The sequence below is a fragment of the Rhizobium sp. AG207R genome, assembly GCF_027109195.1.
In the GTDB taxonomy this organism is placed as follows: Bacteria; Pseudomonadota; Alphaproteobacteria; order Rhizobiales; family Rhizobiaceae; genus Rhizobium; species Rhizobium dioscoreae.
The window spans coordinates 101,208-124,380 of sequence record NZ_JAEPVT010000016.1; the positions used below are offsets into that span (position 1 = coordinate 101,208).

A 23,173-nucleotide genomic window follows, 5' to 3' on the forward strand; every position below is an offset into this window, starting at 1 on the left:
CGGCGCTGCTTGGGGGCGCCAGGATGGCGTCTGGCAATACCTTTGAAGGGACACCGATGCAGACTGCACGCAGCATCTTGATATGGGCCGTGATAGCACTATGCGGAATCGTGCTGATCACGTTGCCGGTCAACCTTCAAACGCAGCTGATTGCCAGCACCGTGGTTGTCACCCTGATGGCGATCATCAAGATCCTCAAGCGTCAGGGAACATGGCGGCTCGTGGCGCTCGCTTTCGGCACGGCCATCGTTCTGCGCTATGTCTATTGGCGCACGTCCTATACGATACCGCCCGTAAACCAGCTGGAAAACTTCATTCCCGGGCTGCTGCTCTATCTCGCCGAAATGTACAACGTGGCGATGCTGATGCTCAGCCTCTTCATCGTTGCTACTCCGCTGCCGCCACGAACCAAGCGCGCTTCCGAAACCAAGAATTTCCCGAGCGTCGATGTTTTCGTTCCGTCCTATAACGAAGATACCAATCTTCTGGCCAACACGCTCGCCTCCGCCAAGGCGATGGATTATCCGGCCGACAAGCTCAAAGTGTGGCTGCTCGACGATGGCGGCACATTGCAGAAGCGCAATTCGACCAAAATCCTGGAATCGCAGGCCGCAATCGCGCGCCATGACGAGCTCAAGCGGCTGTGCGCCGATCTGGATGTCGAATATCTGACGCGCGACCGCAACGAACATGCCAAAGCCGGCAACCTCAACAACGGGCTGGAGCATTCGAACGGCGACCTGATCGCCGTTTTCGATGCCGACCATGCTCCTGCGCGTGATTTCCTGCGCGAAACCGTCGGCTACTTCGAGGACGATCCGAAGCTTTTTCTCGTTCAGACCCCTCATTTCTTCATCAATCCGGACCCGCTGGAGCGCAATCTGCGCACCTTCGACAGCATGCCGAGCGAGAACGAGATGTTCTACGGCATCATCCAGCGCGGCCTCGATAAATGGAATGCCGCGTTCTTCTGCGGTTCGGCCGCCGTGCTCAGCCGCAAGGCGCTGCAATCGCAAAATGGCTTTAGCGGCATCAGCATCACGGAAGACTGCGAAACCGCGCTTGCGCTTCATGGCGCCGGCTGGAATAGCATCTATGTCGACAAACCGCTGATTGCCGGCCTGCAGCCGGCGACCTTCGCAAGCTTCATCGGTCAGCGTAGCCGCTGGGCGCAAGGCATGATGCAAATCCTGCGTTTCCGCTTCCCGCTCCTGAAGCGCGGCCTGACGCTGCCGCAACGGCTCTGCTACATGTCGTCGACGCTGTTCTGGCTGTTTCCGTTTCCGCGCGTCATCTTCCTGTTTGCGCCGCTCTTCTACCTCTTCTTCGATCTCGAGATCTTCACGGCATCGGGCAGCGAGTTCCTCGCCTATACCCTTGCCTATATGCTCGTGAACCTGATGATGCAGAACTATCTCTACGGGTCGTTCCGCTGGCCGTGGATTTCCGAACTCTATGAATATGTACAGACGGTGCACCTGTTGCCGGCCGTCGTCTCGGTCATGCTCAATCCCCGCAAGCCGACTTTCAAGGTCACGGCCAAGGACGAATCGATCGCCGTCAGCCGGCTTTCGGAAATCAGCCGCCCGTTCTTCGTTATTTTCGCCGTTCAGATCATCGCACTGGCGGTCACAATCTACCGCGTCTATGCGGAGCCCTATAAGGCCGACGTTACGCTTGTCGTCGGCGGCTGGAACATCATCAACCTCGTCCTTTCCGGCTGCGCTCTCGGCGTCGTCTCCGAACGTGGCGAGCGTGCATCTTCGCGGCGCGTCAGAGTCGACCGCCGCAGCGAGTTCGGGATCGACGGCCGCTGGAATTCCGCTTCCATCGAGGACGTCTCCGTCCATGGCGCCAGGTTGAACGTCTTCAACAAGGATCTGGAACCGGTCGCGGTCGGCTCGGAAGCCATCATCCGCTTCCAGCCCTATAGTGGCGCCGACATGGTGACCCTGTCGGTCGTCGTTCGTAATATCGAGCAGATGGGCGATATTACCGCCATCGGCTGCCAATATGTTCCGAGGGGTGCTGCCGACCATCGCCTGATTGCCGACCTCGTCTTTGCCAATTCCGATCAATGGACGAAGTTCCAGCAGGCGCGGCGGCGCAATCCGGGCATCATCCGCGGAACCTTCTGGTTTCTGAGCATGTCGCTCTATCAGACCAGCCGGGGTCTGATCTACCTGTTCAGGGGTGTTGGCTCGGATCGCACACAGCAGCGGCAGGATGCGAAGGCCAGAAGCTGATGAACCGCGCCCTCCCCGCTCTCTTGCTTATCCTTGGCGCCGTTACGGCGCAGGCCCAGACGATGCCTTTCGACATGTCCGGCGAGCGGCCGAAAGGCGAAGCGCCGACAGTGCCTCAGATCATAACTCCGCAAACTGCCGTGCCGCAGACAGAGCCACCGAAGGCAGCGGTGCCTCCGGTCACGGTTCCTCAGACCGTAGCACCGCAGACCGTAGCTCCTCAAGCTGTTCCGCCCCTGGTCATGACGCCGCCGACCGTTACTCCACAGACGGCAACGCCGCAGGTCACAACCCCTGTCACTCCCGCCCAGACGACACCGCAAGTGGCGCCAAAGGCGAAACAGGCAACCGCCAGCACCGACCCGTCGGCATTCCGCCGCTATGTCGTTCCCTACGCAAAGCTGCGATTGGAGGGTGAAGCCGACCGCAAATCCTGGTCGATCTATCTGACGCCGGAGCAGGCGGCGGCGCCCGCGAAACTTACCTTTGCCTACCAGAACGCGGTGGTCGTCGCCCCGGAGGCATCGCAGCTTACGGTCCTCGTGAATGACCGCGCCGTCCATCAGCAGCAGATCGGCTCCTCGGACAACGAGTCGGATATCAGCTTCGATATCCCGCGCGGGCTGCTGCAGCCCGGCGCCAATCTGTTGACCTTCGAGGCGACGCAGCGCCACCGCGTCGACTGCGACATTCCGTCGACGTACGAGCTCTGGTCCGATATCGATCCCGCAAGAACTTATCTCAGCTTCGCCAGTCGCGAAGCGGAGAAACTCACCACCACCGACGCCATCCGCGCGATCGGTGTCGACGGTACCGGCAAGACACAGTTCAATCTGGTCGTGCCGGCATTGGCTCAACCGGGAACGACCAAGCCGATCCTGCGTCTGGCACAGGGACTGGCGCTTTTGAGCGGAATGCCGAACGAAGCCTTTTCGTTCGGCACGGATGCCCTACCTCCAGCAGGCCCCGGCAAGATGACCGTCGTCGTCGGCACGCCGGCGGAGCTGCAGCCCGTCTTTGCCGTTCCAGCCGCGGCCCAAAATGGGGCCTTGGCGACCTTTGCGACGGACCCACGCAGCGGTCAGCAGCTTCTCCTTATCAGCGGCCCGTCCTGGCAGGCGATCGCATCCGCGATCGACATGGTTGTTTCGCCGACTGACCGCGACCCCAATACCCGCCGCGATCTGCTGTTAACGCAACGATGGTCCGCACCCGACGCCCCGCTCATCTACTCGGGCACTAGCCTTTCCTTCGAACAGCTGGGTGTCAGGACGACGGAATTTTCCGGACGGCGTTTCCATACAAGCTTCAACGTGGCGATCCCGTCCGACTTCTATGCGAATGCCTATGGCGAGGCCACCATCCTGCTCGATGCGGCCTATGCCAAGGATGTGCGTCCGGGCAGTCATATCGACGTGTACGTCAACGGCAGCATCGCCACGACCAAGCCGATCACGGCAACCGGGGGCGGCATTTTCCGGCAATTGCCCATCCGTATCACCATGCGCCATTTCAAGCCGGGTCTGAACACGATCACGCTAGAAGCCATGTTGCTGGCAGAAGAGGATACCGCCTGCGCGCCCGCAGCGACCTCAAGCACGACGCCCCGCTTCGCGTTGTTCGATACCAGCCAGTTCACCGTCCCGGATTTTGCAAGGATCGCTCAGCGGCCGAACCTTGCAGCCCTTGCCGGCACTGGCTATCCCTACAACCGCCAAACCGAGCCAACCGCGCTTTTCATCGACCGCGCAGACACCGACACGCTGTCTGCGACCGCGACGCTCCTCGGCCAGATGGCGCTTGTCGCCGGCCATCCCATCGCGCTCGAACCGACCGCCTCGCCGAGTACGGTCGGGAGCCGCAATGCGCTGTTCATCGGTTCCGTCTCGCAGCTGCCGTCGACGATCCTCACACAAATGAATATCTCCGCCTCGAGCCAGGTGGCCTGGCGCCCGCCTGCCCCGGGCCAAGGCAGCATACCTGAAGCGTCCGTGACGATCGCCGATTGGCGCTCCCGCATCAGCGGCGGGTTGCTGCAGGGGCAGATGCAGAGCTTCCAGCAATGGATGCACCGCAATTTCGATATCACCTTGAGCTCGCTTCGCTTCATCCCCAGTTCAGAGCAGGTGTTCACCCCATCGAATGCCAACAGCTTCCTGATCGCTCAGGAGGCCAATCCAACCAATGACGCGACCTGGACCGTTGTCACCGCGCCCAGTGCCGGAGACCTGCGAGCGGGTGCCGAGGCGATGAGTGCGCAGCATACCTGGTCGCAGATCAGCGGCCGCATCACCGTCTATTCCGGCAAGACGGGAAAGATCGATACCGTGCCGGTCAGCCGGTTCACCTTTGTCGTCTCCCAACCCTGGTCGCTGACGAATTATCGGCTGATCGCCGCAAATTGGCTTTCCAGCAACATATTGTCCTACGCCTTCCTGTTCGTGGTGGGTTCCTTCCTGCTCGGGGTGAGCACGGCAAGCGTTCTTTCCAAGATCGGCAGGCGCGAATGAAACTCCGGCACCTTGTTCTTGCCATCTGCAGCGCGGCCATGATGACAGCAGCGCAACCGGCTGCCGCCCAGCGGCCGGCAATCGATCCGCAGGCCTGGGCTGCCTATAAGGCGAAATTCCTCGATGTGAACGGGCGCATCATCGACAACGGCAATGGCGGCATCAGCCACAGCGAGGGCCAAGGCTACGGCATGCTGCTTGCCTATCTCGCCAACAATCCCGCCGATTTCGAACAGATCTGGTATTTTACCCGCACGGAGCTACTGCTGCGCGACGACGGCCTTGCCGTCTGGAAATGGGATCCGACTGCTGTTCCACATGTGGCGGACACGAACAACGCTTCGGATGGCGATCTGCTGATTGCCTACGCACTGGCCCTGGCGGGTTCGGCCTGGAACAACAGGGATTATCTGCAGGCGGCTGCGAGCATGGCCAAGTCCATCCTGTCCCATGTCGTCATCAGTTCCGCAGGGCGGACACTGCTCATTCCCGGTGTAGAGGGCTATCGCCCGCCCGGGCGCAAGGATGGACCCGTCATCAATCCATCCTATTGGGTCTTCGAGGCAATTCCCGTCATGGCACTGCTGGTGCCTTCCGATCGCTGGCAGAAGCTCAGCGATGATGGCCTTGCCCTGCTGCGCGCCCTGCAATTTGGTCCGCGCAAGCTTCCCGCCGATTGGGTTAGCGTGAAGGCGAAGCCGGAACCGGCAGACGGCTTCGAGGCGGAATTCGGTTATAATAGCGTCAGGATCCCGCTTTACCTGGCGCGCGCAGGCATCGGCGACAAGGCGCTGCTTTCGCGTCTGCAGCAGGGCATGACCGTCGAGGAGGACGAACCTGCAACGATCGATCTGACGACCGGGAAGCCGAAGGACCTGCTTCCAGATCCGGGTTATAGAATTGTTAACGATGTTGTGGCGTGTGTGGTGAGCGGAGCGAAACTGCCTGCTTCGGTTCGGCAGTTCACCCCATCGCTTTACTATCCAGCCACCTTGCAGCTGTTGAGCCTGGCTTTCGTCACGGAGAGACATCCGGAGTGTTTATAAAGTCCACCTTGATCATGGCTTTCCTGGCCGTCGCCGTGGCGGGATTTACGCTCGCGACGAAGGATCACGATTCGCCGGAAGACAAGATCAAGCTGGCAAAGTCGGCACGCCTCGAGCCGCAGGCGATACTCGTCGCTGATAGTAGCTCGGGAAAGCCGATCGACTTGCAAGCACTCGCCGACCATATACAAGCGGCTGCACCATCGGCGGTTCTCTCCGACCCACCCTCCAAGCCGGCAAACGGAACCGCCCCCGACGCAATCGCCCAAACTTCACAACAGCAGGCGCAGCCGCAATCAATGCAGCCGTCGGCTCAGCAGACCAATCCGGCACAAGCTGCCGATAATCAACCGAAGGTCGATGAAAGCGCATTGCGCTATTTTGCAAGCCGTGGCGACAAGGCGCGGCTCCAGGCAGAAATATCCCGATTGCAGACGCTCTACCCGAACTGGACGCCGCCTGCCGATCCGCTGGCCATTCCGCGAAACAGCGACAAGCAGCTCGAGGCCATGTGGCAGCTCTATTCAGAGGGCCGTTATGCCGAGGTGCGCAAGGCCATTGCCGACCGCCAGACAACCGAATCCGGATGGCAACCGCCCGCCGATCTGCTGGAGCGTCTGGATATCGCGGAAGCACGCACGCGGCTCGTCAACGCCTCCGATCTGAAGCAATATCAGACTGTGATCGACATCGGCGCCAGAACGCCGAGCCTCCTGACCTGCAGCGATATCGACGTTCTCTGGCGCGTCGCCGAAGCTTTCATCCGCACCGATCGTGCAGCCCGCGGCCAGGACGCCTACAAATATATTCTGAAGACCTGCACCAATCCGCAGGAGAGACTTGCGACCATCCAGAAGGCGGCGGCCCTGCTGCCCTATCAGCCGATGCAGGATCTCTTGTCTCTGGAAAAACCAGACGGCAACGGCGGGCGCGAATTCGATAGCATAAGGACCGATCTGGCTCGCCGCTTCGTTGCCCAGGGCAATGACGATCCCAAACTGACTGTATCGCAAGACTATCTGTCTCAAGTGGAGCGTGTCGCGCGCAGTCAGGGCCTTGCATCCGATGATGCGCTCCTCGGCTGGTACGATTTGCGCCGCGGCAATTATCCCGACGCCGAGCAATGGTTCAAAGCCGCGCATGAGAAGGAAGATTCTGCCACAATCTCGCAGGGGCTGGCTCTGGTGCTGATTGCCGACCGCAAGCCGCAGGAAGCCGAAGACGCCATGTATAAATGGCGCAATGAATCCAAGGACGCGATGGCGACCTACCTTGCGGCAACCGCCAATCTGATGGCGCTCCAACCGCCGGCCAGCCTTAGCGAAGATGTTCTGGGCCGTATCGCCGCGGAAGTCGTGAAGCAGAAATATGTCCCGACGGCTCAGCAGTTCGGATGGTTTGCTCGCTCGATGAACCAGCCGCAGGCCGCTGCTCGCTGGTTCGAGACGGCTTTGCGCTGGAAACCCGACGACGAGCCTTCCGCCTACGGCCTTGCGATTACGCGCAACCAGTTGAACGATCGTGTGGGCGTCGCCGAAGTCCAGAGACTGTGGGCCGATCGCTCCCAACGTATCGCCGTACTCGGCGAGCCGGCGCCGCGCACGCCGACGTCAGAACCGCTGCCGTCTCCCAATCAGACACTGCAGCCTGCCCCACAAACCTTGCCCCAGACAACGATGCAGCAAGGCGAACCGCAGAACCTGCAACCGATGGCCTCTCAGGTCGCGCCCCAGCCTCCTGTAACGCAGCCCTACGTCAACGCTGAGCCCCCGGTGCAACGAGTAGCCCCTGTGCGCCGTGCGCCGTCCCCGAATTATGCCGAACCGGAGACGCGTGCCCGGGTGGCGACCCGCTCGACACGGCACGCGGCGGGATGCAATACCACCGTCAATGCGCGGCTGCTGACGCCTGCTAGTGCTCTTTCTCGCGGCTGGTGCCTGATGAACCTCAATCGGCCAATGGAAGCGGTAGAAGCCTTTGATGTTGCCTTGAGCAACACGGATCCGAAATCGCGCGAAGAAGCAGCCTACGGACAGAGCCTTGCCTATCTGCGGGCCGGCCTTGCCAATAATGCCGCCGTCGCTGCGACCAAGGCGCCGATGAACCACCAGCGCGCTGCCGAATTGCAGGTCGCCATACTGGCCGACCGCGCACTCTCGGCCTTCGAGGGCAAGCGCTATCACGAGACATTGCTCTATCTCGACCAGCGCGCGCAGTTGCAGCAGGAGCGCGTCGATCTGATGGTGCTGCGCGGATACTGCTACCTCAATCTGAAAATGTACGACGACGCCGAACGCATCTTCACCGCCGTCGCCGCAACCGGCAGCCGCGACGGCAGCCGTGGCTTGCGCGACCTCCAGCTTACGCTACATCCGCCGCGGGGAGAGTATTGAGGTCGTCGCCTCAACTGTGGCCACTGGAGGATTGGTCGCCAACAACTTCAGCAAATACTTCGTAAAAATGATCGTTGCCCGCATCGTTATAGTATGATGCAAAATCTTTGCTGCTCAACGAAGCTGCGAGAGGATTCTTTATCGCAAGATGCAGATCGTTAACGGAAATCGGCTTGCATAATTCATAGTGAAGCCTGTTTCCGGTATCGTACTGGATGCAACGGCGACCCAACACAGCACCGTCAAGCAACAAGGTCGAAAGAGAAGACACAACTGTTGCGATTCCGCCCAACAGCCTCGACACCGATAAATCGAGACAGCCCAGTAGGATGTCGTCCAGTACAAGTGTGTTATCTGCTCTCAATTCAGCATATTCAGAATGCCGTTCAGACGGATGAGGTTTTACGATGAATAACTTTTCCGGATTGCTTTGAATCATCCGGCGTATGCCCGCTAATATATGCAACCTCTCATCATGATGTTGCGCCCATTTCAAGTTCGTTCCTAGAAGGACGTGTTCGCTGTAGTTTGATATATCGATACCCAACCGCCATCGGAGGACATCCGAGTTCGTTTGCAGCAACGAGTCATGAAATTTTGGCGAGCCTGCCGCTTTAAAGCGACCATTGTTCAACGCGCTATAAGATCTGGAAATCCCGGCTGCAGAATGCTTACCGCTGCTAAACCGCTCATGTTCCGCGCCCCATGCTAAAATAGTGTCGGAGGCAAAATTGATTTCGCGATCTTGCATGGGTTCAATCCATATCCCATGCTGTAGCAACACCGTTTTGACGCCCCACAACTTTGCAGCTTCGATAACCTGCGCGTTTAATGCATGACTGACTGCCGCCGTTGATTCGGAGCCGGAAACAAGGGTGCGGACGGACAGTCCTCGCCAATCGATCTCGGCAACTGTCCGATAGATTATTATCGGAATCCCATTGCGCTCGAAGTGGCCCACGATCATTGACATTTCGTCGGATTGAAGCTCGTCGCCCCGAATTAGCGCGGAGCACTGCCCCCTTGGAATAATGTCTAACAGAGGACGAAGAGTTAGAAAGTCCTGAAAATGACCGATATTTAAAGCAATAGCTTGTAAACGTCGCTCATGAAAAGCAAGTCGTTTTTCCTTTCTATAGGCAATATCGAGCACTGCGTCTATTTTTATCAGGCGGCTTTCTTTGTCGGTTGGTCGCTTTGCTTTCCGCAATAGAAGATAGGTCGGCTCACCATCAAGCCGATCCTTGAAAATATCAGCCTGGGCCCAATGAGAGACAAGTCCTAGCAGCGGATCATTGCTAGTGGGCGGCAGAATTCTGCGACCTTCGGAACAAAAATGCGGATCGACAATCTCAAACCCCGAAAGCTCGAATAAATATTTCCACGTTGATAAAGGCAAAACTGTCGAGTGATACTTATTTCCGCGGCTGCTTGGTCGTGTGGACACGGATACGACAGCCAGGTTTCCTATTATCGTGTGCAGGTTCCAGAGAGCGTTACTGACATCCTCGATGTCAATATGCTCCAAAACGTCGAGACATGTAGTAATATACTCTGCTGAACCAACCCGATCGCCTATTTGATTATATAGTGTGGCTGCGGCTTCTGCATCTTCAAGCGAGAGATCAAAATGAAAAGCATCTTTATCTACGGGATCAAAATCACATGAGAAGACCGTCATCCCTGCTGATACGGCCGACTGCTTAAGCTTTCCACTTCCAGAGCCAACATCGACCAATGAATCAATATTATTGGCCTTGCAGAGATTGAAAAAAACGCGTTCAAAATCGCTGCCATTGTAGCTGGCACTCCCGGAGGACTTTCCAAAGTACTCAGGCGAGTAAAGTTTGGCATAGTCCGTTTTAGAAGCCCACATACTTTTATCCATCTGCTTGGCCGGAAATCAGCCCATCATTAATTATTTTAATAGAACCGTTCAAGCTTTAGAATATGCACAGGCAAACAGGTGAGCGGAACCTTAAGCTGCGCGATCTGTTCCGAAGTTTAGTTATTTCGGCAAGACGCGCCCCTGGTATCCAATAGTAGCAACCGCTTTCTGCCAAGCCAGGCATCTAAAGCCGCCTGCACTACATGGTCAAGAACCGTTGATCATGCACTGAGAGAGCCGGTTCCTTGGACATCTTTGCCTGCCCTCAATCCATTGTGCAGCATCAAACAGTGACAATAGTCCTCCACCTTGCGCAAGGCGCCGGCGTAACACAAGGCACCAGGAGTTAGAGTTTCAAGGCATCTGCGCCCCAGTTGCAGTAGTAAAGACCCGATAAAGCGACCGCGTTGCCGCAACAAAAAGCTGGTTCCGCTTCGGACCACCAAATGTAAGATTAGCGACCGTCTGTGGTATCTTAATCTTGCCAATCAAAGTCCCATCAGCTGCAAAACAATGAACGCCGTCGCCAGCGCTGGTCCAGATGTTGCCGTCGATGTCGGCACGGAATCCGTCCGGAATACCTGTGTCGATGTTGCAGAAGACTTGGCCGTTTGCGAGTCTCTTACCGTCCACGACATCGAAGACGCGAATGTGGCGGGGGGCGCTGATGTCGTGGCTTGCGGCGGAGTCGGCAACATACAGTTTCGTCTCGTCCGGTGAAAAAGCCAAGCCATTCGGCTGGCGGAAATCATCCGCCACGACATCCAATTCCCCTGTCGACGGATCGAGGCGGTAGACATTGCGGGTCGGCTGCTCCGGCTCCGCCTTATAACCCTCGTAATTCGAGAGAATGCCGTAGGTCGGGTCGGTAAACCAGACCGTTCCGTCTGAGCGGACGATCACGTCGTTAGGCGAGTTCAAGCGCTTGCCCTTATAGCTGTCGGCAAGCACGGTAATCGAGCCGTCGATCTCCGTGCGCGTCACACGGCGGCCGCCATGTTCGCAGGATATCAACCGCCCTTGGCGATCGCGCGTATTGCCGTTGGCGAAATTCGAGGGTGAGCGAAAGATCGAGACATTGCCGCCCGGCACCCAGCGCAGCATGCGCTCGTTGGGAATGTCGCTCCAGATCAGGCATCCGGCATCAGCAAACCAGACCGGCCCCTCCGCCCAGCGGCAATCGGAATAAAGCTCCTCCAGGCCGGCGCTCGGGACAATCAGATGGCGGAAGCGCGTGTCGTAGATTTCGTAAATGGAAGGAGCGTCGTTGGACATCACAGTTTTCCTGGGGTCTTTTGGGAGAGAATTCAGCGCCCGCCAATCGGACGGCCGCCAGCCACGAGAATGACGGCAATAATGATCAGGCCGGTGAGAACGAGCCTCGGGCCTGCGCCGAAGCCATAGGTGTTCAGCATCGAGACGACCAGAAACATGAACAGCGAGGCGCCCCAGATGCCCGGCACGTTGGAATCGCCGCCGGCAACCGCCGTCCCGCCGATGATGACGACGGCGATCGACATCAACAGATATTCCGCGCCCATGTTAAGGGCCGCGCCGCCGGAGAAGCTCGCCAGCAGATAGCCGCAGATCGAGGCGAGGATGGCGCAGAGCACATAGGTCGCAAGCCGCGTTCCGTCGACGGGGATGCCTGCCATGCGCGCCGCAAACATGCTTTGACCGATCGCCGAGATCCAGCGGCCATAGATCGTCTTTTCCAGAAGAATCCAGGCAAGCGCCGAGAGCAACAAGGCGACAATGGCGACATTTGGTATGCCGAATACCCCCGATGTCGTGAACTCGGCCAGATATTCGGGCGGCTTGATGCGAAGGCCGCGATTGCTCCAGATGGCGGTCGACTGAATGATGAAGCTCATGGAGAGCGTCGCGATGATCGGCGGAATGCGCAAGAGCTTGATCAGGGCGTAATTGCCGAGACCGATGCCGAGGCCGATGACGACCGACACCAGCAAACCCGGCACGATCATACTGTCCTCGACATTCATGAGTTTCAGCGCGATGGTGCCAGCAAGCGTCATGGTCGCCGGCACGGAGAGATCGATGTTTCCTGGCCCGAGCGTGATGACGAACATCTGGCCGATGCCGACGATGACAGAGAATGCCGCAAAGGTGAGTGCCGCCTGCGACAGGCCGATGGAACTCGCGCCGCCGGTGAAGAGAACGGTGATGATCCACACCGCGATTGCGGCGATGAAGGACCAAATCCAGGGTTTACGGCCGAGCGTGGCAAGCGCGATCATGATTGTTTCTCCCGCTTTTCGACGCGATTGAGCAAGAGCCTGAGGGCAAGCACGATGATCAGGATCGCGCCCTGCGCACCGATCTGCCAGTCGGGCGATATCCGCAGAAACGACAGGAAGGAGCCCGCCAGGGTCAATGTCAGGGCGCCGATGACGGCGCCCATAGGCGAGACGCGGCCGCCGGTAAACTCCCCGCCGCCGAGGATGACGCCTGCGATCGACAGCAAGGTATAGCGCAGCGCGATATTCGCATCAGCCGAGGTGGTAAGCCCAACCAGGGCAATGCCGGCCAATACGGCGAAGAAGCCCGCCAGCGCATAGGCGGCGGCACGCAGACCAACAACGGACCAGCCAGCCCGCTGCAGCGACCGCTGATTACCGCCCACACCGCGGATCAATACTCCAAAGGAAGAGCGCATGACGATCAGATGGGCAAGCAGCGCGATGACGATGCTGGCTATGATCGCAATCGGGATGAACGGCGGCTTCGAAGTCATCAGCCAGCGCGCCCAATCGGGCGCGGTGCCGCCCGGTGCCGGCAGCAGCAGAACTGCTAGGCCACCCCAGACGAAGCTCATGCCGAGCGTCACGACGATCGATGGCAGATCCCTGATATAGATGACGATGCCGATCGCGGCATAGACGGCAATTGCGGCCGTCAGAATGAGGATACCGATGAGCGGGGCAGATTGCAGATAGGTCGCCGCCACGCAGGCCGTGAAGCTGACGAAGGTGCCCATCGACAAATCGAGATCGTTGACCGCCATGATCATCATCTGCGCGATCGTGGCCAGCGCAATCGGCACGGCGAGATTGAAGAGCAGATTGAGGCCGATATAGCTCATGGCGCGTGGCTGCAGATAAAAGACCGCGGCGAGCAGGACGGCAAGCGACAGCGCCGGAATGAGCAGGCGCAGGGTAGCAGATGACGGGCGGCTCATGCGCCCTCCCCGGCAAAGGAAGCCGCCAACACATTTTCCTCCGTGATGTCCTCTCCAATCAGCTCCGACACGATGGCGCCGTCGCGAAAGACGTAGGCGCGATCGCAGAGGCGAATCTCGTCCATCTCGGTCGAATACCAGATGAACGTCCGACCGGACGAAGCCTCGTCGCTCAAGATCCTGTAGACCTCCTGCTTGGTACCAATATCGACACCGCGCATGGGATCGTCCATCAGCACGATCGGCGCAGTCGTGGCCAGAGCGCGAGCAAACAGAACCTTCTGCTGATTGCCGCCCGACAAGGACAAAATGCCGTTTGCCATCGTCGGCGTCCGGATTTCGATGCGACCCTTCCAGTCTGCACCGAGACGATCCTCGCGGCCGCGATCAACGACCGACAGACGCGATAAATCGCTGAGCGAGGCAATGCTGAGGTTTTTCAGTATGCTCCAAAGCGGAAACGTGCCGTTCAAGCTGCGGTCGCCGGCAACAAAAGCGATATTGTCTTGCCTGCCCGGCAGCCAGTTGTGAGAAAGCGAGCGATGGAGATCGAGCAACATGTCGGTCTGGCCATGGCCGGCGAGCCCGGCAAGCCCTATCACTTCGCCCCGGCGGGCGTTGAAGCCAAGGCCCCTTCCCCCTCGCGCCGACAGCGCAAGCAGAGGAGACGATGCGATGTTCCCTCCGCTCCTGCCCCTGCAATCCTGTTCCTTGACGACACTGCCCATCGCCTGGACCAGGCTGTGGACGGTGAAATCCTGAGCAATGCGATCGGCAACGACGCGACCGTCCTTCATGACCAGAATTCGGCTTGCGGTCGAAAGGATCTCACCGAGAATATGCGAGATCAGCATGACCGCTCCGCCGGCCTGCACAAAACTGCGCACATAGGCCATCAGCTGAGCGGCAAGCCCGGCGTCGAGCGATGAGGTCGGTTCATCCAGGATGACCAGCTTCGGCGTTTCACCGACCGCACAAAAGGTGATCGCGATCTCCACCATCTGCCGCTCGGCGATCGAGAGTTCGCCGACGGTCCGCATGACGTCGATCCTGTGGCCAGCGAAAATCTCGTCGAGCTTGGCGCGAACGATTGCCGCCGCCTGTCGCCGCCAATTCCAGCCGGCAAGGCCGCGATGGACCACCCGCATGTTCTCGACGACGGTGAGATTGGGCGCAAGTGACAATTCCTGAAAAACGCAACGTATTCCGTGAGCGCGCGCTGCGTTGATGCCGTGCACGCTGTCGTCTCCCTCATAGGTGACACTGCCCTCGTGTGGGCTGAGACCGCCGTTGATGACGTTGACGATCGTCGACTTGCCAGCGCCATTATGACCGACGAGCCCGATGCACTCGCCGGCATGAACCGTCAGGTCGGCGCCATCGAGCGCCTTCACAGCACCGAAATGCACCTTGATGCCATGAGCAGAGACGACGGCCTGCGGGCCGGCATCCTGTCTCTTCAAAACATTGTCTTTCGCTGCAATCATGGATCGTCCGGATCGGGCGTTGCATCAGCAGGCGCCACCTTTTATCGGCGGCGCCCGTCTCTACGGTTCGCAGATATCGGTTACTTCGCCGCCGCGATGACTTTCTTGGCGTCGTCGAGCGTATACTCGACGTTCGCAACACCGCCTGCCTGCGTGTTGGCAAGGTTGGTTTCGAGATTGTCCTGATCGATGCGCAGGAATGGTACGACCAGATCCTTCTTCACCTCTTGACCGTCGAGAATCTGCTGGGCAACCCAGAAGGCCAGCGTGGAGACGCCTGGCGCGATCGAGACCGACATGGTCTCGTAGCCACTGGCATCCTTCTCCTTCTTCCACCAGGCAAGCTCGTCCTGGCGGTTGCCCATGACGATGGTTGGCATCGGACGCTTGGCGGCGGCAAAGGCCTGAGCGGCACCGTAGCCGTCGCCGCCCTGGGTCACGACCGCGGCAATATCGGGAAGGCTGGGCAGAATGCCGGCAACCGCTCGCTGGGCGACATCCTGAGCCCAATCGCCATGAACCGAACCGACGATCTTGAACTGCGGGTATTTGGCGGCAGCTTCATGGATGCCGGCCGAGATCTCATCATCGACGGAAACGCCTGCAAGCCCGCGGATTTCGAGCACATTGCCGCCCTTCGGCATCTTCTTGGCGAGATATTCGATCTGGCTGGCACCCATGCCCTTGAAATCGACTGCGATGCGCCACGCGCAGGGTTCGGTGACGATGCCATCGAAGGAAACGACGACGATCTTGGCATCGCAGGCTTCCTTGATCGCGCCGTTCAGCGCCGTCGGCGAGGCAGCATCGATGACGATCGCATCATAACCCTGCAGGATCATGTTCTGGATCTGGGCGGCCTGTTCGGTCGCCTGGTTTTCAGCCGTCGTGAACGGGTCGGCCGCGGCGACGACACCGGCCTTGACCGCTTCGCCCGTAACCTTCTGCCAGCTGGTCAACATGGCCTGACGCCAGGAATTGCCGGCATAATTGTTCGATAATGCAATTTTCTTGGATGACGTATCGGCAAAGGCAGCTCCCGGCGCGGCAACGCAAGCGATGACGGCGGACGCCATAAGCATCTTGGCAATATTCATTTTTTCCTCCCAAAGCGCCTGTACTTCATCTTCCAGGCCAAGATTTTCGAGCGCGCTCCTCAACGAACGATCGAAAATAATATTTGCACTGAAGGTTACCCTGTCAGTAGAAACAGGATGTCCGAGATTGTGACGCTTGTACAGGCGCTTAAAGGGCGGGACCTTGCGGGATCCCGCAGAAAAGATGCGCAAATCCGCAAGACGGATCTCTCGGATCGGCGCTTAATAGTGCCGGAAATTTGCATGCTGCGAGCGACCGGAGGAGCATAGGTCGGCGCATTGCCTGGGAGGGCGTATCTTGCGCGATCTGGCGCCGCAATCGGTCTTCGACCATTATCTCAACATATCGAGGCTTCTCGCCGGCCAGCTCGACTTTCACTCGGTCATCCAGGCGGTCGCCGCCGAGATCAGCCACGTCATCCCGCATGACCATCTGGATGTCTGCATCATCCTGATGGACGAGCAATTTCATACCGCCTACGAGAGCGGCTTGGAAACGGATTGGGGTCGCCGTTTTCCCGCACCCGTGAGCAATAGCCCCATCCGCACGCTTCTATGGGGCGAGACGGACTACCTCTTGACCGACGACGCCTGGAATGATCCCCAATTCCATTTCCAGGGCGCGTTTTCACATCCGATCTTTCATCAATCGCTGCATAGCCGTCTGCACGTGCCTCTGAAAGTCCAGGGGCATGTCATCGGTGCGCTTTCCTGCTCGAGCCACCAGACCGGCTTCTACACCATGCGAGATATCGAAAGTGCCCGCGTCATTGCCGATCTGCTGGCACCCCATTTCTTTGCAATCCGCGCCGCCGACCAAGCGAAACGCTCGGCAATCGTGGAAGCCGAAGCTCGTGCCCGCGAAGAGGGTCTGCGCCTCGGCGCCCTGAAATTGACTGAGGCCCTGGAAGCCGAGCGGCAGCGCATCGGCATGGACCTCCACGACCAGATTCTGGCCGACCTGACCCGTCTCTCAAGACGGCTGGAGCGGCTCGCGCGACAGCCCGATGTCACCGGCGAAGCACTTGAGCCGCTCTTTCGCGGGCTGCAGCACAGCATGCACGATCTTCGCCAGATCATCGAGGAGGCCAAGCCCTCCGTCCTTCAACTGTTCGGTTTCGCGCAGGCGATCGAGAACCATCTCGAACGATCGATCCAGGAGAGCGGCGCGACTTTGACCTGGACACTGAACGACGAGACCGGCGGCGCGATCGATTGCCTTGAACAATCGGTGTCCATTGCCCTATTCCGCATTGCGCAGGAGGCCATCAACAACGCCATTCGCCATGCCCAGGCCGGCAACATTGCGGTTCATCTGAAAGCACCCGAGGGTGCGGTCACCATTGATGTCGTGGATGACGGTGTCGGACTTGGAAATACCCGCAGATTATCGGGCGGCGGTATCGAAAATATGCGGACCCGAGCGCGCCTGATTTCAGCCCGCTTCGCAATTAAGGCCGCAGCAGCCTCCGGTGGAACGATCGTCAGTGTCAACCTGCCTGCCAAGGCGCAGACGGTCGGAGGAGCCGCCGCATGAAGGTTCTGATCATCGAAGACGATCCGCTCCATCGCTCCTATCTCAATGAAGCGATCCGCGCCGCACTTCCCGAATGCGATGGCGTGCTGGAGGCAGAAAATGGCAATACGGGCGAACGGCTGGCGCGGGATTTGAGGTCGTCTCATATCGTCATGGATCTGCAGATGAGCCAGCGCAACGGCATCGAAGCGGCCCGCACGATCTGGAAGGAGCGACCGGAGACACGCATCCTTTTCTGGTCAAACTATTCAGACGAGGCCTATGTTCGCGGCGTTTCGCGCATCGTGCCTGCCGGCGCCGTCTACGGATATGTTCTGAAATCCGCCTCGGACGACCGCCTGAAGCTGGCGCTTCGCAGCATCTTCATCGAAAGCCAGTGCGTTATCGACCGTGAGGTGCGCGGCATGCAGCAAAAGAGCCTCGGCAACGTCAACGGTTTCACCGAGGCCGAATACGAGATCCTGATCGATATCGCTCTTGGGTTGACCGATCGCGCGATTGCCCAGCGGCGCAATCTTTCGGTCCGCAGCGTTCAGAACCGATTGCAGCAGCTCTATGTGAAACTCGGCGTCTATCAGCCGCTTGGCGGTCAGGATGATGATGGTCGTTTCAATCTGAGAGCGCGCGCGGTTGCCGTGGCGTTCTTAAGGAAACTTCTCAATCACAGCGCGCTCGAACGTGCGGAAGCCGATCTTTCCGCCTGGCTGGCGCGCCAACCACGCAACTGAAAGCAAGCCCTGAACTAAAGTCGATCGTGCTTGACGTCTTCCCTCGAATAATTGTCTATTGCTAGCAATAGACATTAATCCAACCATATGGAACTTCCTATGTCCGCCGTTTCGCCTGTCATCCTGCTGAACCCCATCGACGATGTCGCGGTCGCTCGCGCGATGATCCGCGCCGGCAGCCCGACCGGCATCGACGGCTTGATCGCGGCAGACCAGATCCCGCGCGGTCACAAGGTGGCAGTCCGCGATATCCAGGTCGGCCAGGAGATCCGCAAATTCGGTCAGCCGATCGGCGTCGCGACACAGTTCATTCCGTCCGGCGGCCACGTCCATCTACAGAACCTGGCCGTGATCGAATCCGACCATCCCTACCAGTTCAGCGTCGATATCGAAGAGACGGGCATGTTGCCGCAAGAGGACTGTCGGACCTTCATGGGCTTCGACCGCGGCGCCGGCGGCGTCGGCACGCGCAATTTCATCGGCATCATCACGACGGTCAATTGCTCGGCAACCGTCTCGAAATATATTGCCGAACATTTCAATCGCACCGGCGGGCTTGAGGGCTTCGACAATGTCGATGGTGTCGTGGCGCTGACCCACGGCGGCGGCTGCGCCATCAACACTCAGTCGGAGGGCTACCGCTATCTGGCCCGCACTCTTCAGGGCTATGCGCGGCACCCGAATTTCGGCGGCATCCTGATGATCGGCCTTGGCTGCGAAACCAATCAGATCGCACCCATCCTGGAGCATTACAAGCTTGAGGAAGGAAACCGCCTGCGCACCATGACGATCCAGGATCTCGGCGGTACCCGCAAGACAATCGCGGCCGCTTCCGAAATGATCAAAGACATGTTGCCCGAGGTGAACTCAGCCAAGCGCACCGTCCAGCCGCTTTCGGGGATCAAATTGGCCCTGGAATGTGGCGGCTCCGATGGCTATTCCGGAATATCGGCCAACCCGGCGCTCGGCTATGCCTCCGATCTTCTCGTGCGCAATGGCGGCACCTCGGTTCTGGCGGAAACGCCGGAGATCTACGGCGCGGAACATCTGCTGACACGCAGAGCGGTTACGCCCGCCGTCGCAGAAAAGCTACTCTCCCGGATCGACTGGTGGCGCGACTATACCCGCCGCAACGGTGCGGAACTCAACAACAACCCTTCCTATGGAAACAAGCTCGGCGGGTTGACGACCATCCTCGAGAAGTCGCTCGGAGCCGTCGCCAAGGGCGGCTCGATGCCGCTGAAGGCCGTCTACGAATATTCGGAGATCGTCGATGAACCCGGTTTCGTCTTCATGGACACGCCCGGCTATGATCCCGTCGCCGTCACCGGCCAGGTTGCCGGCGGCTGCAATGTAATCTGCTTCACGACGGGCCGAGGCTCCGTCTCCGGCTTCAAGCCGGCGCCCTGCGTCAAGATCGCCACCAATACCGAGATGTACAACCATATGCGCGAGGATATGGACATCAATTGTGGCGACATCGTCAGCGGCGACGATACGATCGAGGCGGCCGGCGAACGGATCTTCGAAGAAATCATCGCTGTCGCCTCCGGAAAGAAGACGCTCAGCGAGACCTTCGACTATGGCGATAATGAATTCGTTCCCTGGCAGGTCGGCGCCATCACCTGATGCCGTTCCGTATTAGAGGATGAAACTGTATTCGTCCGGTTGATAGTGCTCGCGGATATAGGCGGCACGCGCCTGTACGTTGGGCTGAGAATTGCTGATGTGATCACGCATCGCTTTCTTCAGCCCTTCCTCATCGCGCTTTTGCACCATCTTGAAGACACCGATATGCTCGGAGAGGAAGGGCTCGTATTCCGGCCTCTTGATGCGGCTGCCGACGATGTGCTTGCTGAGGGTCAGGATGCAGTGAGTCCGCTTCAGGATGCTCAGGAACTCCTTGTTCGGGCAAGCCTGCAGGCTGCGCAGATGAAGGTCCAGCTCAAGCTCATACATGGTCGAGGCCGATACATCGGGATAATCTGCAAGCGCCAGCGCCAGCCTTGAAAGCATTGTGTCGACATGTTCGTTCGAAAGCCCGCCCAGGGCACTTGCAAGGGTCGCCGGCTCGATTTGCTCGCGCACCTCGTAGAGGTCGCGAATGCGCTGGCTGTCGAGCGGTACGATCGACCAGCGGAAATTATCGTCCTTTTCGGTGATGCCGAGCGTTTCGAGCTTCAGCAGTACGTCGCGTGCTACCCCACGCCCAACGCCGAAATGCCGTGCGAGCTCGTTTTCATTGATGCGATAGCGGCCGAAAAAGGAGCGATAGACGACGATGCTCTCGACATCTTCATAGAGCGCCTGCCAGGCGAATATCGGCCTGTCGTCATCCCCGTCGAACATTTTGCCGAGATAGTCCGCAAGTTTGATCCGCCTCGGAAGAGTCCCTGTCTTGCCGACAATAAAACCGCGGCCATCAAACCGTGTGATCAATCCATCCTCGAAGAGGAGCTGGAGTGCCTGACGTACCGGCGCTCGGCTGCTGTCTATCAAGCCCGCAAGAGCGGCCTCGGTCAACACTGCGCCCTCGGGCACCGTCCCATCGAGAATCTCGGCCTTCAGCCGCCCGAAGAGCTCCTCATAGAGACTGGTTTTGCGCGAACCGCCGTTCCCTAGCCGTGATATGCCCATGTCGTCCCATATTTCGCGTCCGAGTCTGTAACTTCTATGGAGAGCATCTCGCTAACTATAGAAGAGCAACGATTCCAAAGCGGCTCCGAAATCTGACGGAAAAATTCGATTGCCTTCCTCACCCTGCTTAGAACCACTGACGTAAATATCCATACCACGCTTTCGATACTTCCACGAAAATCCAATGTCGCTGATCGGGCCTGAAAATCGCCTGAAAGCAAGTGGCGCCCGGCATATCCTGGCATCCGGCTTCAATCGTTCAGTTGCTCCCGAACCTCTTCGGCTCCGATTACCAGCTTTCGCTCATCCAGAGGCGTCATCCGGGTATTTTCACTGAATAAGAGACGCCAAGCCGATACCGATCATGCATATTAGCAGCCCCGCAGAGATGAAAAACAGGACCAGAGGTGTATAATTCGACATCAGGTCCTCCTTTCGAAGTTACGCTGCGTGTCGCCGTGGAGGGAAAGCAAATTACCCTTCCTGGGTATTGAAGCGGTTCATGACATTCCGCTCCTCGCCAGAACCGAACGAAGGCTCGTCGTCTAAATCTACGCGGGCGTGCGCTTTTGGTTCCGATAATCGCCAGGATGTTTAGGCAAATCCATCTCACTCGCCTCCGTAGCCCTAGATGCAATGCCCAGTCCTTGCCGAAGGACGAAAATTCCCATGGCCGACATATCAGCCAAGGGAATGCCTCCTGCCGATAGCTGAAGCCTATCCAGAGGCTGCCGATCATCGGGAACCCACCGATCGACCCTGCCATCTCTCGATCACCCAATGCTTCGGTGGCTCAGGACGTATAATTTCAGGAGGGTGTCGCACGGCATGATCTTTTATCGTGCAGCCGACGATTAAAACATCATTGCTCGATCTAATAATCTATTAAAAATATAGATTATAACAATTGACGTTGCCGACGACATCAAGGAAATTCGCGATGACCCACAATCGTCCCCGACGCCTGAAGACATTGACCGGAGCAAGCAGCGTCATTTCCGCCGGAAACGACACAAGCCCCGTCACCGGCATCAAGCGTGCCATCGAGCTCGCCCGCAAGGCGGAAGCGGAAAAGATCACCGGGCTGTTCACGGCCGACCTGCTCCATATCGACCCGGCGGGACTTGCCGGAACCGCCGGCATCCAGGAGCCGATCATCGCGCTTGCCGCCTTGAGCCAGGTGACGTCACACATTGGCCTGATCGCCACCGTCTCTACCACCTTTCACTATCCCTACAATCTGGCCCGCCAGATCGGCACGCTCGACCATGCAAGCGGCGGGCGCGCCGGCTGGAATGCCGTGACCTCCTCTGTCGGCGAGGAGAATTTCGGCGAGACATTGCCAAGCCCGGAGGAGCGCTATGAGCGGGCTGCTGAATTCATCGAAATCGTCAATGCGCTTTATGATGCCAATGAACGTAATGCCGCCGAACGCAAGGCGTCCGGGGCGATCGGTATCGATCCGGCAAAATTCCATCCGATCAACTATCGCGGCAAGCACTTCCAGGTCGACGGCCCCTTGAACGTGCCGCCTTTGCCGCAGGGTCGCCCCGTCCAGTTCCAGGCGGGCCAGTCGGAAGCCGGTGTCACCGTCGGCGCACGATATGCCGAGGTGGTCTATACCTCGCAGCCCAAGCTCGAGGATGCCATCGCTTTCGTCACGGAACTGCGGCGTCGCGCGACAAGCTTCGGGCGCGCAGCGGGCCTCCCCTTCATCATGAATTCCTTCCATTCGGTGATCGGCGATTCCGATGCGGATGTCGCAAGACGCCTGAAGGAGAAGCATGAGCGGATCGACTACGAACAAGGTCGCCTGAAACTGGCGGACATGCTCGGCGGCGATCTCGATCTTTCCGAACTGCCGCTCGACAAGCCTTTGCCGGAGGCACTTCTGCCTGAGGTCACCAGCATCAACCGACGGCGCGGCCGCGTGGAAATCTTCCGCCGCTATGCGCGTGAAGGGCTGACATTGCGGCAGCTCATCATTCAGGCGCAGGAAACCGGGCACTGGTCGGTCGCCGGCACGCCGGAGCAGCTTGTCGATGCGATCGAGGAACGCTTTCGGGCCGGAATTCTCGATGTTCTCTCGCTCCACGGCTTCGGCAATCCGGACCAGGAGGATCTGCTGGTGAACGGGCTGCTGCCCGAGTTGCGGCGGCGGTCGATTATCGACACCGATTATGTCGGAGACGATTTCCGTTCGAATCTGGAGCTCCCGCCCTATGTAGTTACGGACGGCGCGTTGAACTCGGCCAGGCGCGCCTGATCCGTTCCCGGCCAATGGTCACAACAACTTGCGGTAAGGCTTTGAGCCTGTTGCCGCCGAATGGCACGAAGATCGTCGTGCAACCAGAGCTGCCCTTCTCAAATAGGAAAACAAGGGCGAGCCGACCGTGTTTTGATGG

At 58.8% G+C, this 23,173-nt stretch carries 15 protein-coding genes; 8 read left to right on the forward strand and 7 right to left on the reverse strand.

The window, feature by feature from the left end; genetic code table 11:
* The first annotated feature begins 56 nt into the window (after positions 1-56).
* The 4 genes from bcsA to JJQ51_RS29990 are packed head-to-tail and all read left to right on the forward strand — an operon-like array spanning position 57 to position 8,195.
* The gene (bcsA, locus tag JJQ51_RS29975) at positions 57-2,246 is read left to right on the forward strand and encodes a UDP-forming cellulose synthase catalytic subunit (protein ID WP_113352455.1); all 2,190 of its coding nucleotides are present in this window, start codon (positions 57-59) and stop codon (positions 2,244-2,246) included.
* A complete protein-coding gene (locus JJQ51_RS29980; protein ID WP_113352456.1) occupies positions 2,246-4,756 on the forward strand; it encodes a cellulose biosynthesis cyclic di-GMP-binding regulatory protein BcsB in 2,511 nt (836 codons plus the stop codon). Before bcsA ends, JJQ51_RS29980 begins: the two co-directional genes overlap by 1 nt.
* Positions 4,753-5,802, forward strand: coding sequence for a glycosyl hydrolase family 8 (locus tag JJQ51_RS29985; protein WP_145635596.1), 1,050 nt, complete (start codon positions 4,753-4,755; stop codon positions 5,800-5,802). Before JJQ51_RS29980 ends, JJQ51_RS29985 begins: the two co-directional genes overlap by 4 nt.
* Positions 5,793-8,195 (forward strand): cellulose synthase, encoded by a 2,403-nt coding sequence (locus tag JJQ51_RS29990; protein WP_442966513.1) that lies wholly within the window; start codon positions 5,793-5,795, stop codon positions 8,193-8,195. The genes JJQ51_RS29985 and JJQ51_RS29990 overlap by 10 nt, the downstream gene beginning before the upstream one ends.
* Before the next feature lie 10 nt (positions 8,196-8,205).
* Here JJQ51_RS29990 and JJQ51_RS29995 read toward each other — a convergent pair whose 3' ends face one another.
* The 6 genes from JJQ51_RS29995 to JJQ51_RS30020 all read right to left on the reverse strand — a co-directional run bounded on the left by JJQ51_RS29995 (position 8,206) and on the right by JJQ51_RS30020 (position 15,866).
* Positions 8,206-10,083 (reverse strand): hypothetical protein, encoded by a 1,878-nt coding sequence (locus tag JJQ51_RS29995; protein WP_145635594.1) that lies wholly within the window; start codon positions 10,081-10,083, stop codon positions 8,206-8,208.
* Between the two features lie 354 nt (positions 10,084-10,437).
* A complete protein-coding gene (locus JJQ51_RS30000; protein WP_113333612.1) occupies positions 10,438-11,358 on the reverse strand; it encodes an SMP-30/gluconolactonase/LRE family protein in 921 nt (306 codons plus the stop codon).
* Positions 11,359-11,390: 32 nt separating this feature from the next.
* Positions 11,391-12,341, reverse strand: coding sequence for an ABC transporter permease (locus JJQ51_RS30005; protein WP_069615646.1), 951 nt, complete (start codon positions 12,339-12,341; stop codon positions 11,391-11,393).
* Complete coding sequence (locus tag JJQ51_RS30010; protein WP_145635592.1) at positions 12,338-13,282, reverse strand: ABC transporter permease; 945 nt, start codon at positions 13,280-13,282, stop codon at positions 12,338-12,340. The genes JJQ51_RS30005 and JJQ51_RS30010 overlap by 4 nt, the downstream gene beginning before the upstream one ends.
* Positions 13,279-14,769, reverse strand: coding sequence for an ATP-binding cassette domain-containing protein (locus JJQ51_RS30015; RefSeq protein WP_145635590.1), 1,491 nt, complete (start codon positions 14,767-14,769; stop codon positions 13,279-13,281). The genes JJQ51_RS30010 and JJQ51_RS30015 overlap by 4 nt, the downstream gene beginning before the upstream one ends.
* An 80-nt stretch (positions 14,770-14,849) precedes the next feature.
* Complete coding sequence (locus tag JJQ51_RS30020; RefSeq protein WP_113333623.1) at positions 14,850-15,866, reverse strand: ABC transporter substrate-binding protein; 1,017 nt, start codon at positions 15,864-15,866, stop codon at positions 14,850-14,852.
* Positions 15,867-16,164: 298 nt separating this feature from the next.
* On the opposite strand from JJQ51_RS30020, the gene JJQ51_RS30025 reads away from it, so the two are divergent.
* The 3 genes from JJQ51_RS30025 (at position 16,165) to JJQ51_RS30035 (ending at position 19,760) form a co-directional block, all read left to right on the forward strand.
* Positions 16,165-17,403, forward strand: coding sequence for a GAF domain-containing sensor histidine kinase (locus JJQ51_RS30025; protein ID WP_113352463.1), 1,239 nt, complete (start codon positions 16,165-16,167; stop codon positions 17,401-17,403).
* Positions 17,400-18,131 (forward strand): response regulator transcription factor, encoded by a 732-nt coding sequence (locus tag JJQ51_RS30030; RefSeq protein WP_113352464.1) that lies wholly within the window; start codon positions 17,400-17,402, stop codon positions 18,129-18,131. Before JJQ51_RS30025 ends, JJQ51_RS30030 begins: the two co-directional genes overlap by 4 nt.
* 99 nt (positions 18,132-18,230) lie before the next feature.
* On the forward strand, positions 18,231-19,760 hold the full coding sequence (locus JJQ51_RS30035; RefSeq protein ID WP_113352465.1) for a UxaA family hydrolase: 1,530 nt from the start codon (positions 18,231-18,233) through the stop codon (positions 19,758-19,760).
* 12 nt (positions 19,761-19,772) lie between these two features.
* Here the strand turns inward: JJQ51_RS30035 and JJQ51_RS30040 are convergent, their stop codons facing one another.
* Positions 19,773-20,768: a GntR family transcriptional regulator gene (locus JJQ51_RS30040; protein ID WP_113352466.1), complete on the reverse strand. Its 996-nt coding sequence runs from the start codon at positions 20,766-20,768 to the stop codon at positions 19,773-19,775.
* A 940-nt stretch (positions 20,769-21,708) separates the two neighbouring features.
* On the opposite strand from JJQ51_RS30040, the gene JJQ51_RS30045 reads away from it, so the two are divergent.
* The gene (locus tag JJQ51_RS30045) at positions 21,709-23,034 is read left to right on the forward strand and encodes an NtaA/DmoA family FMN-dependent monooxygenase (protein WP_113352467.1); all 1,326 of its coding nucleotides are present in this window, start codon (positions 21,709-21,711) and stop codon (positions 23,032-23,034) included.
* The last annotated feature ends 139 nt before the right edge of the window (positions 23,035-23,173 follow it).

Coding starts and splice junctions, on each gene's coding strand:
- JJQ51_RS30010 (WP_145635592.1), bottom strand. CDS start 13,282: ATGAGCCGCCCGTCATCTGCTACCCTGCGCCTGCTCATTCCGGCGCTG.
- JJQ51_RS29995 (WP_145635594.1), bottom strand. CDS start 10,083: ATGGATAAAAGTATGTGGGCTTCTAAAACGGACTATGCCAAACTTTAC.
- JJQ51_RS30005 (WP_069615646.1), bottom strand. CDS start 12,341: ATGATCGCGCTTGCCACGCTCGGCCGTAAACCCTGGATTTGGTCCTTC.
- JJQ51_RS30040 (WP_113352466.1), bottom strand. CDS start 20,768: ATGGGCATATCACGGCTAGGGAACGGCGGTTCGCGCAAAACCAGTCTC.
- JJQ51_RS29985 (WP_145635596.1), top strand. CDS start 4,753: ATGAAACTCCGGCACCTTGTTCTTGCCATCTGCAGCGCGGCCATGATG.
- bcsA (WP_113352455.1), top strand. CDS start 57: ATGCAGACTGCACGCAGCATCTTGATATGGGCCGTGATAGCACTATGC.
- JJQ51_RS30020 (WP_113333623.1), bottom strand. CDS start 15,866: ATGAATATTGCCAAGATGCTTATGGCGTCCGCCGTCATCGCTTGCGTT.
- JJQ51_RS30000 (WP_113333612.1), bottom strand. CDS start 11,358: ATGTCCAACGACGCTCCTTCCATTTACGAAATCTACGACACGCGCTTC.
- JJQ51_RS30015 (WP_145635590.1), bottom strand. CDS start 14,769: ATGATTGCAGCGAAAGACAATGTTTTGAAGAGACAGGATGCCGGCCCG.
- JJQ51_RS30030 (WP_113352464.1), top strand. CDS start 17,400: ATGAAGGTTCTGATCATCGAAGACGATCCGCTCCATCGCTCCTATCTC.
- JJQ51_RS30035 (WP_113352465.1), top strand. CDS start 18,231: ATGTCCGCCGTTTCGCCTGTCATCCTGCTGAACCCCATCGACGATGTC.
- JJQ51_RS29980 (WP_113352456.1), top strand. CDS start 2,246: ATGAACCGCGCCCTCCCCGCTCTCTTGCTTATCCTTGGCGCCGTTACG.
- JJQ51_RS30045 (WP_113352467.1), top strand. CDS start 21,709: ATGACCCACAATCGTCCCCGACGCCTGAAGACATTGACCGGAGCAAGC.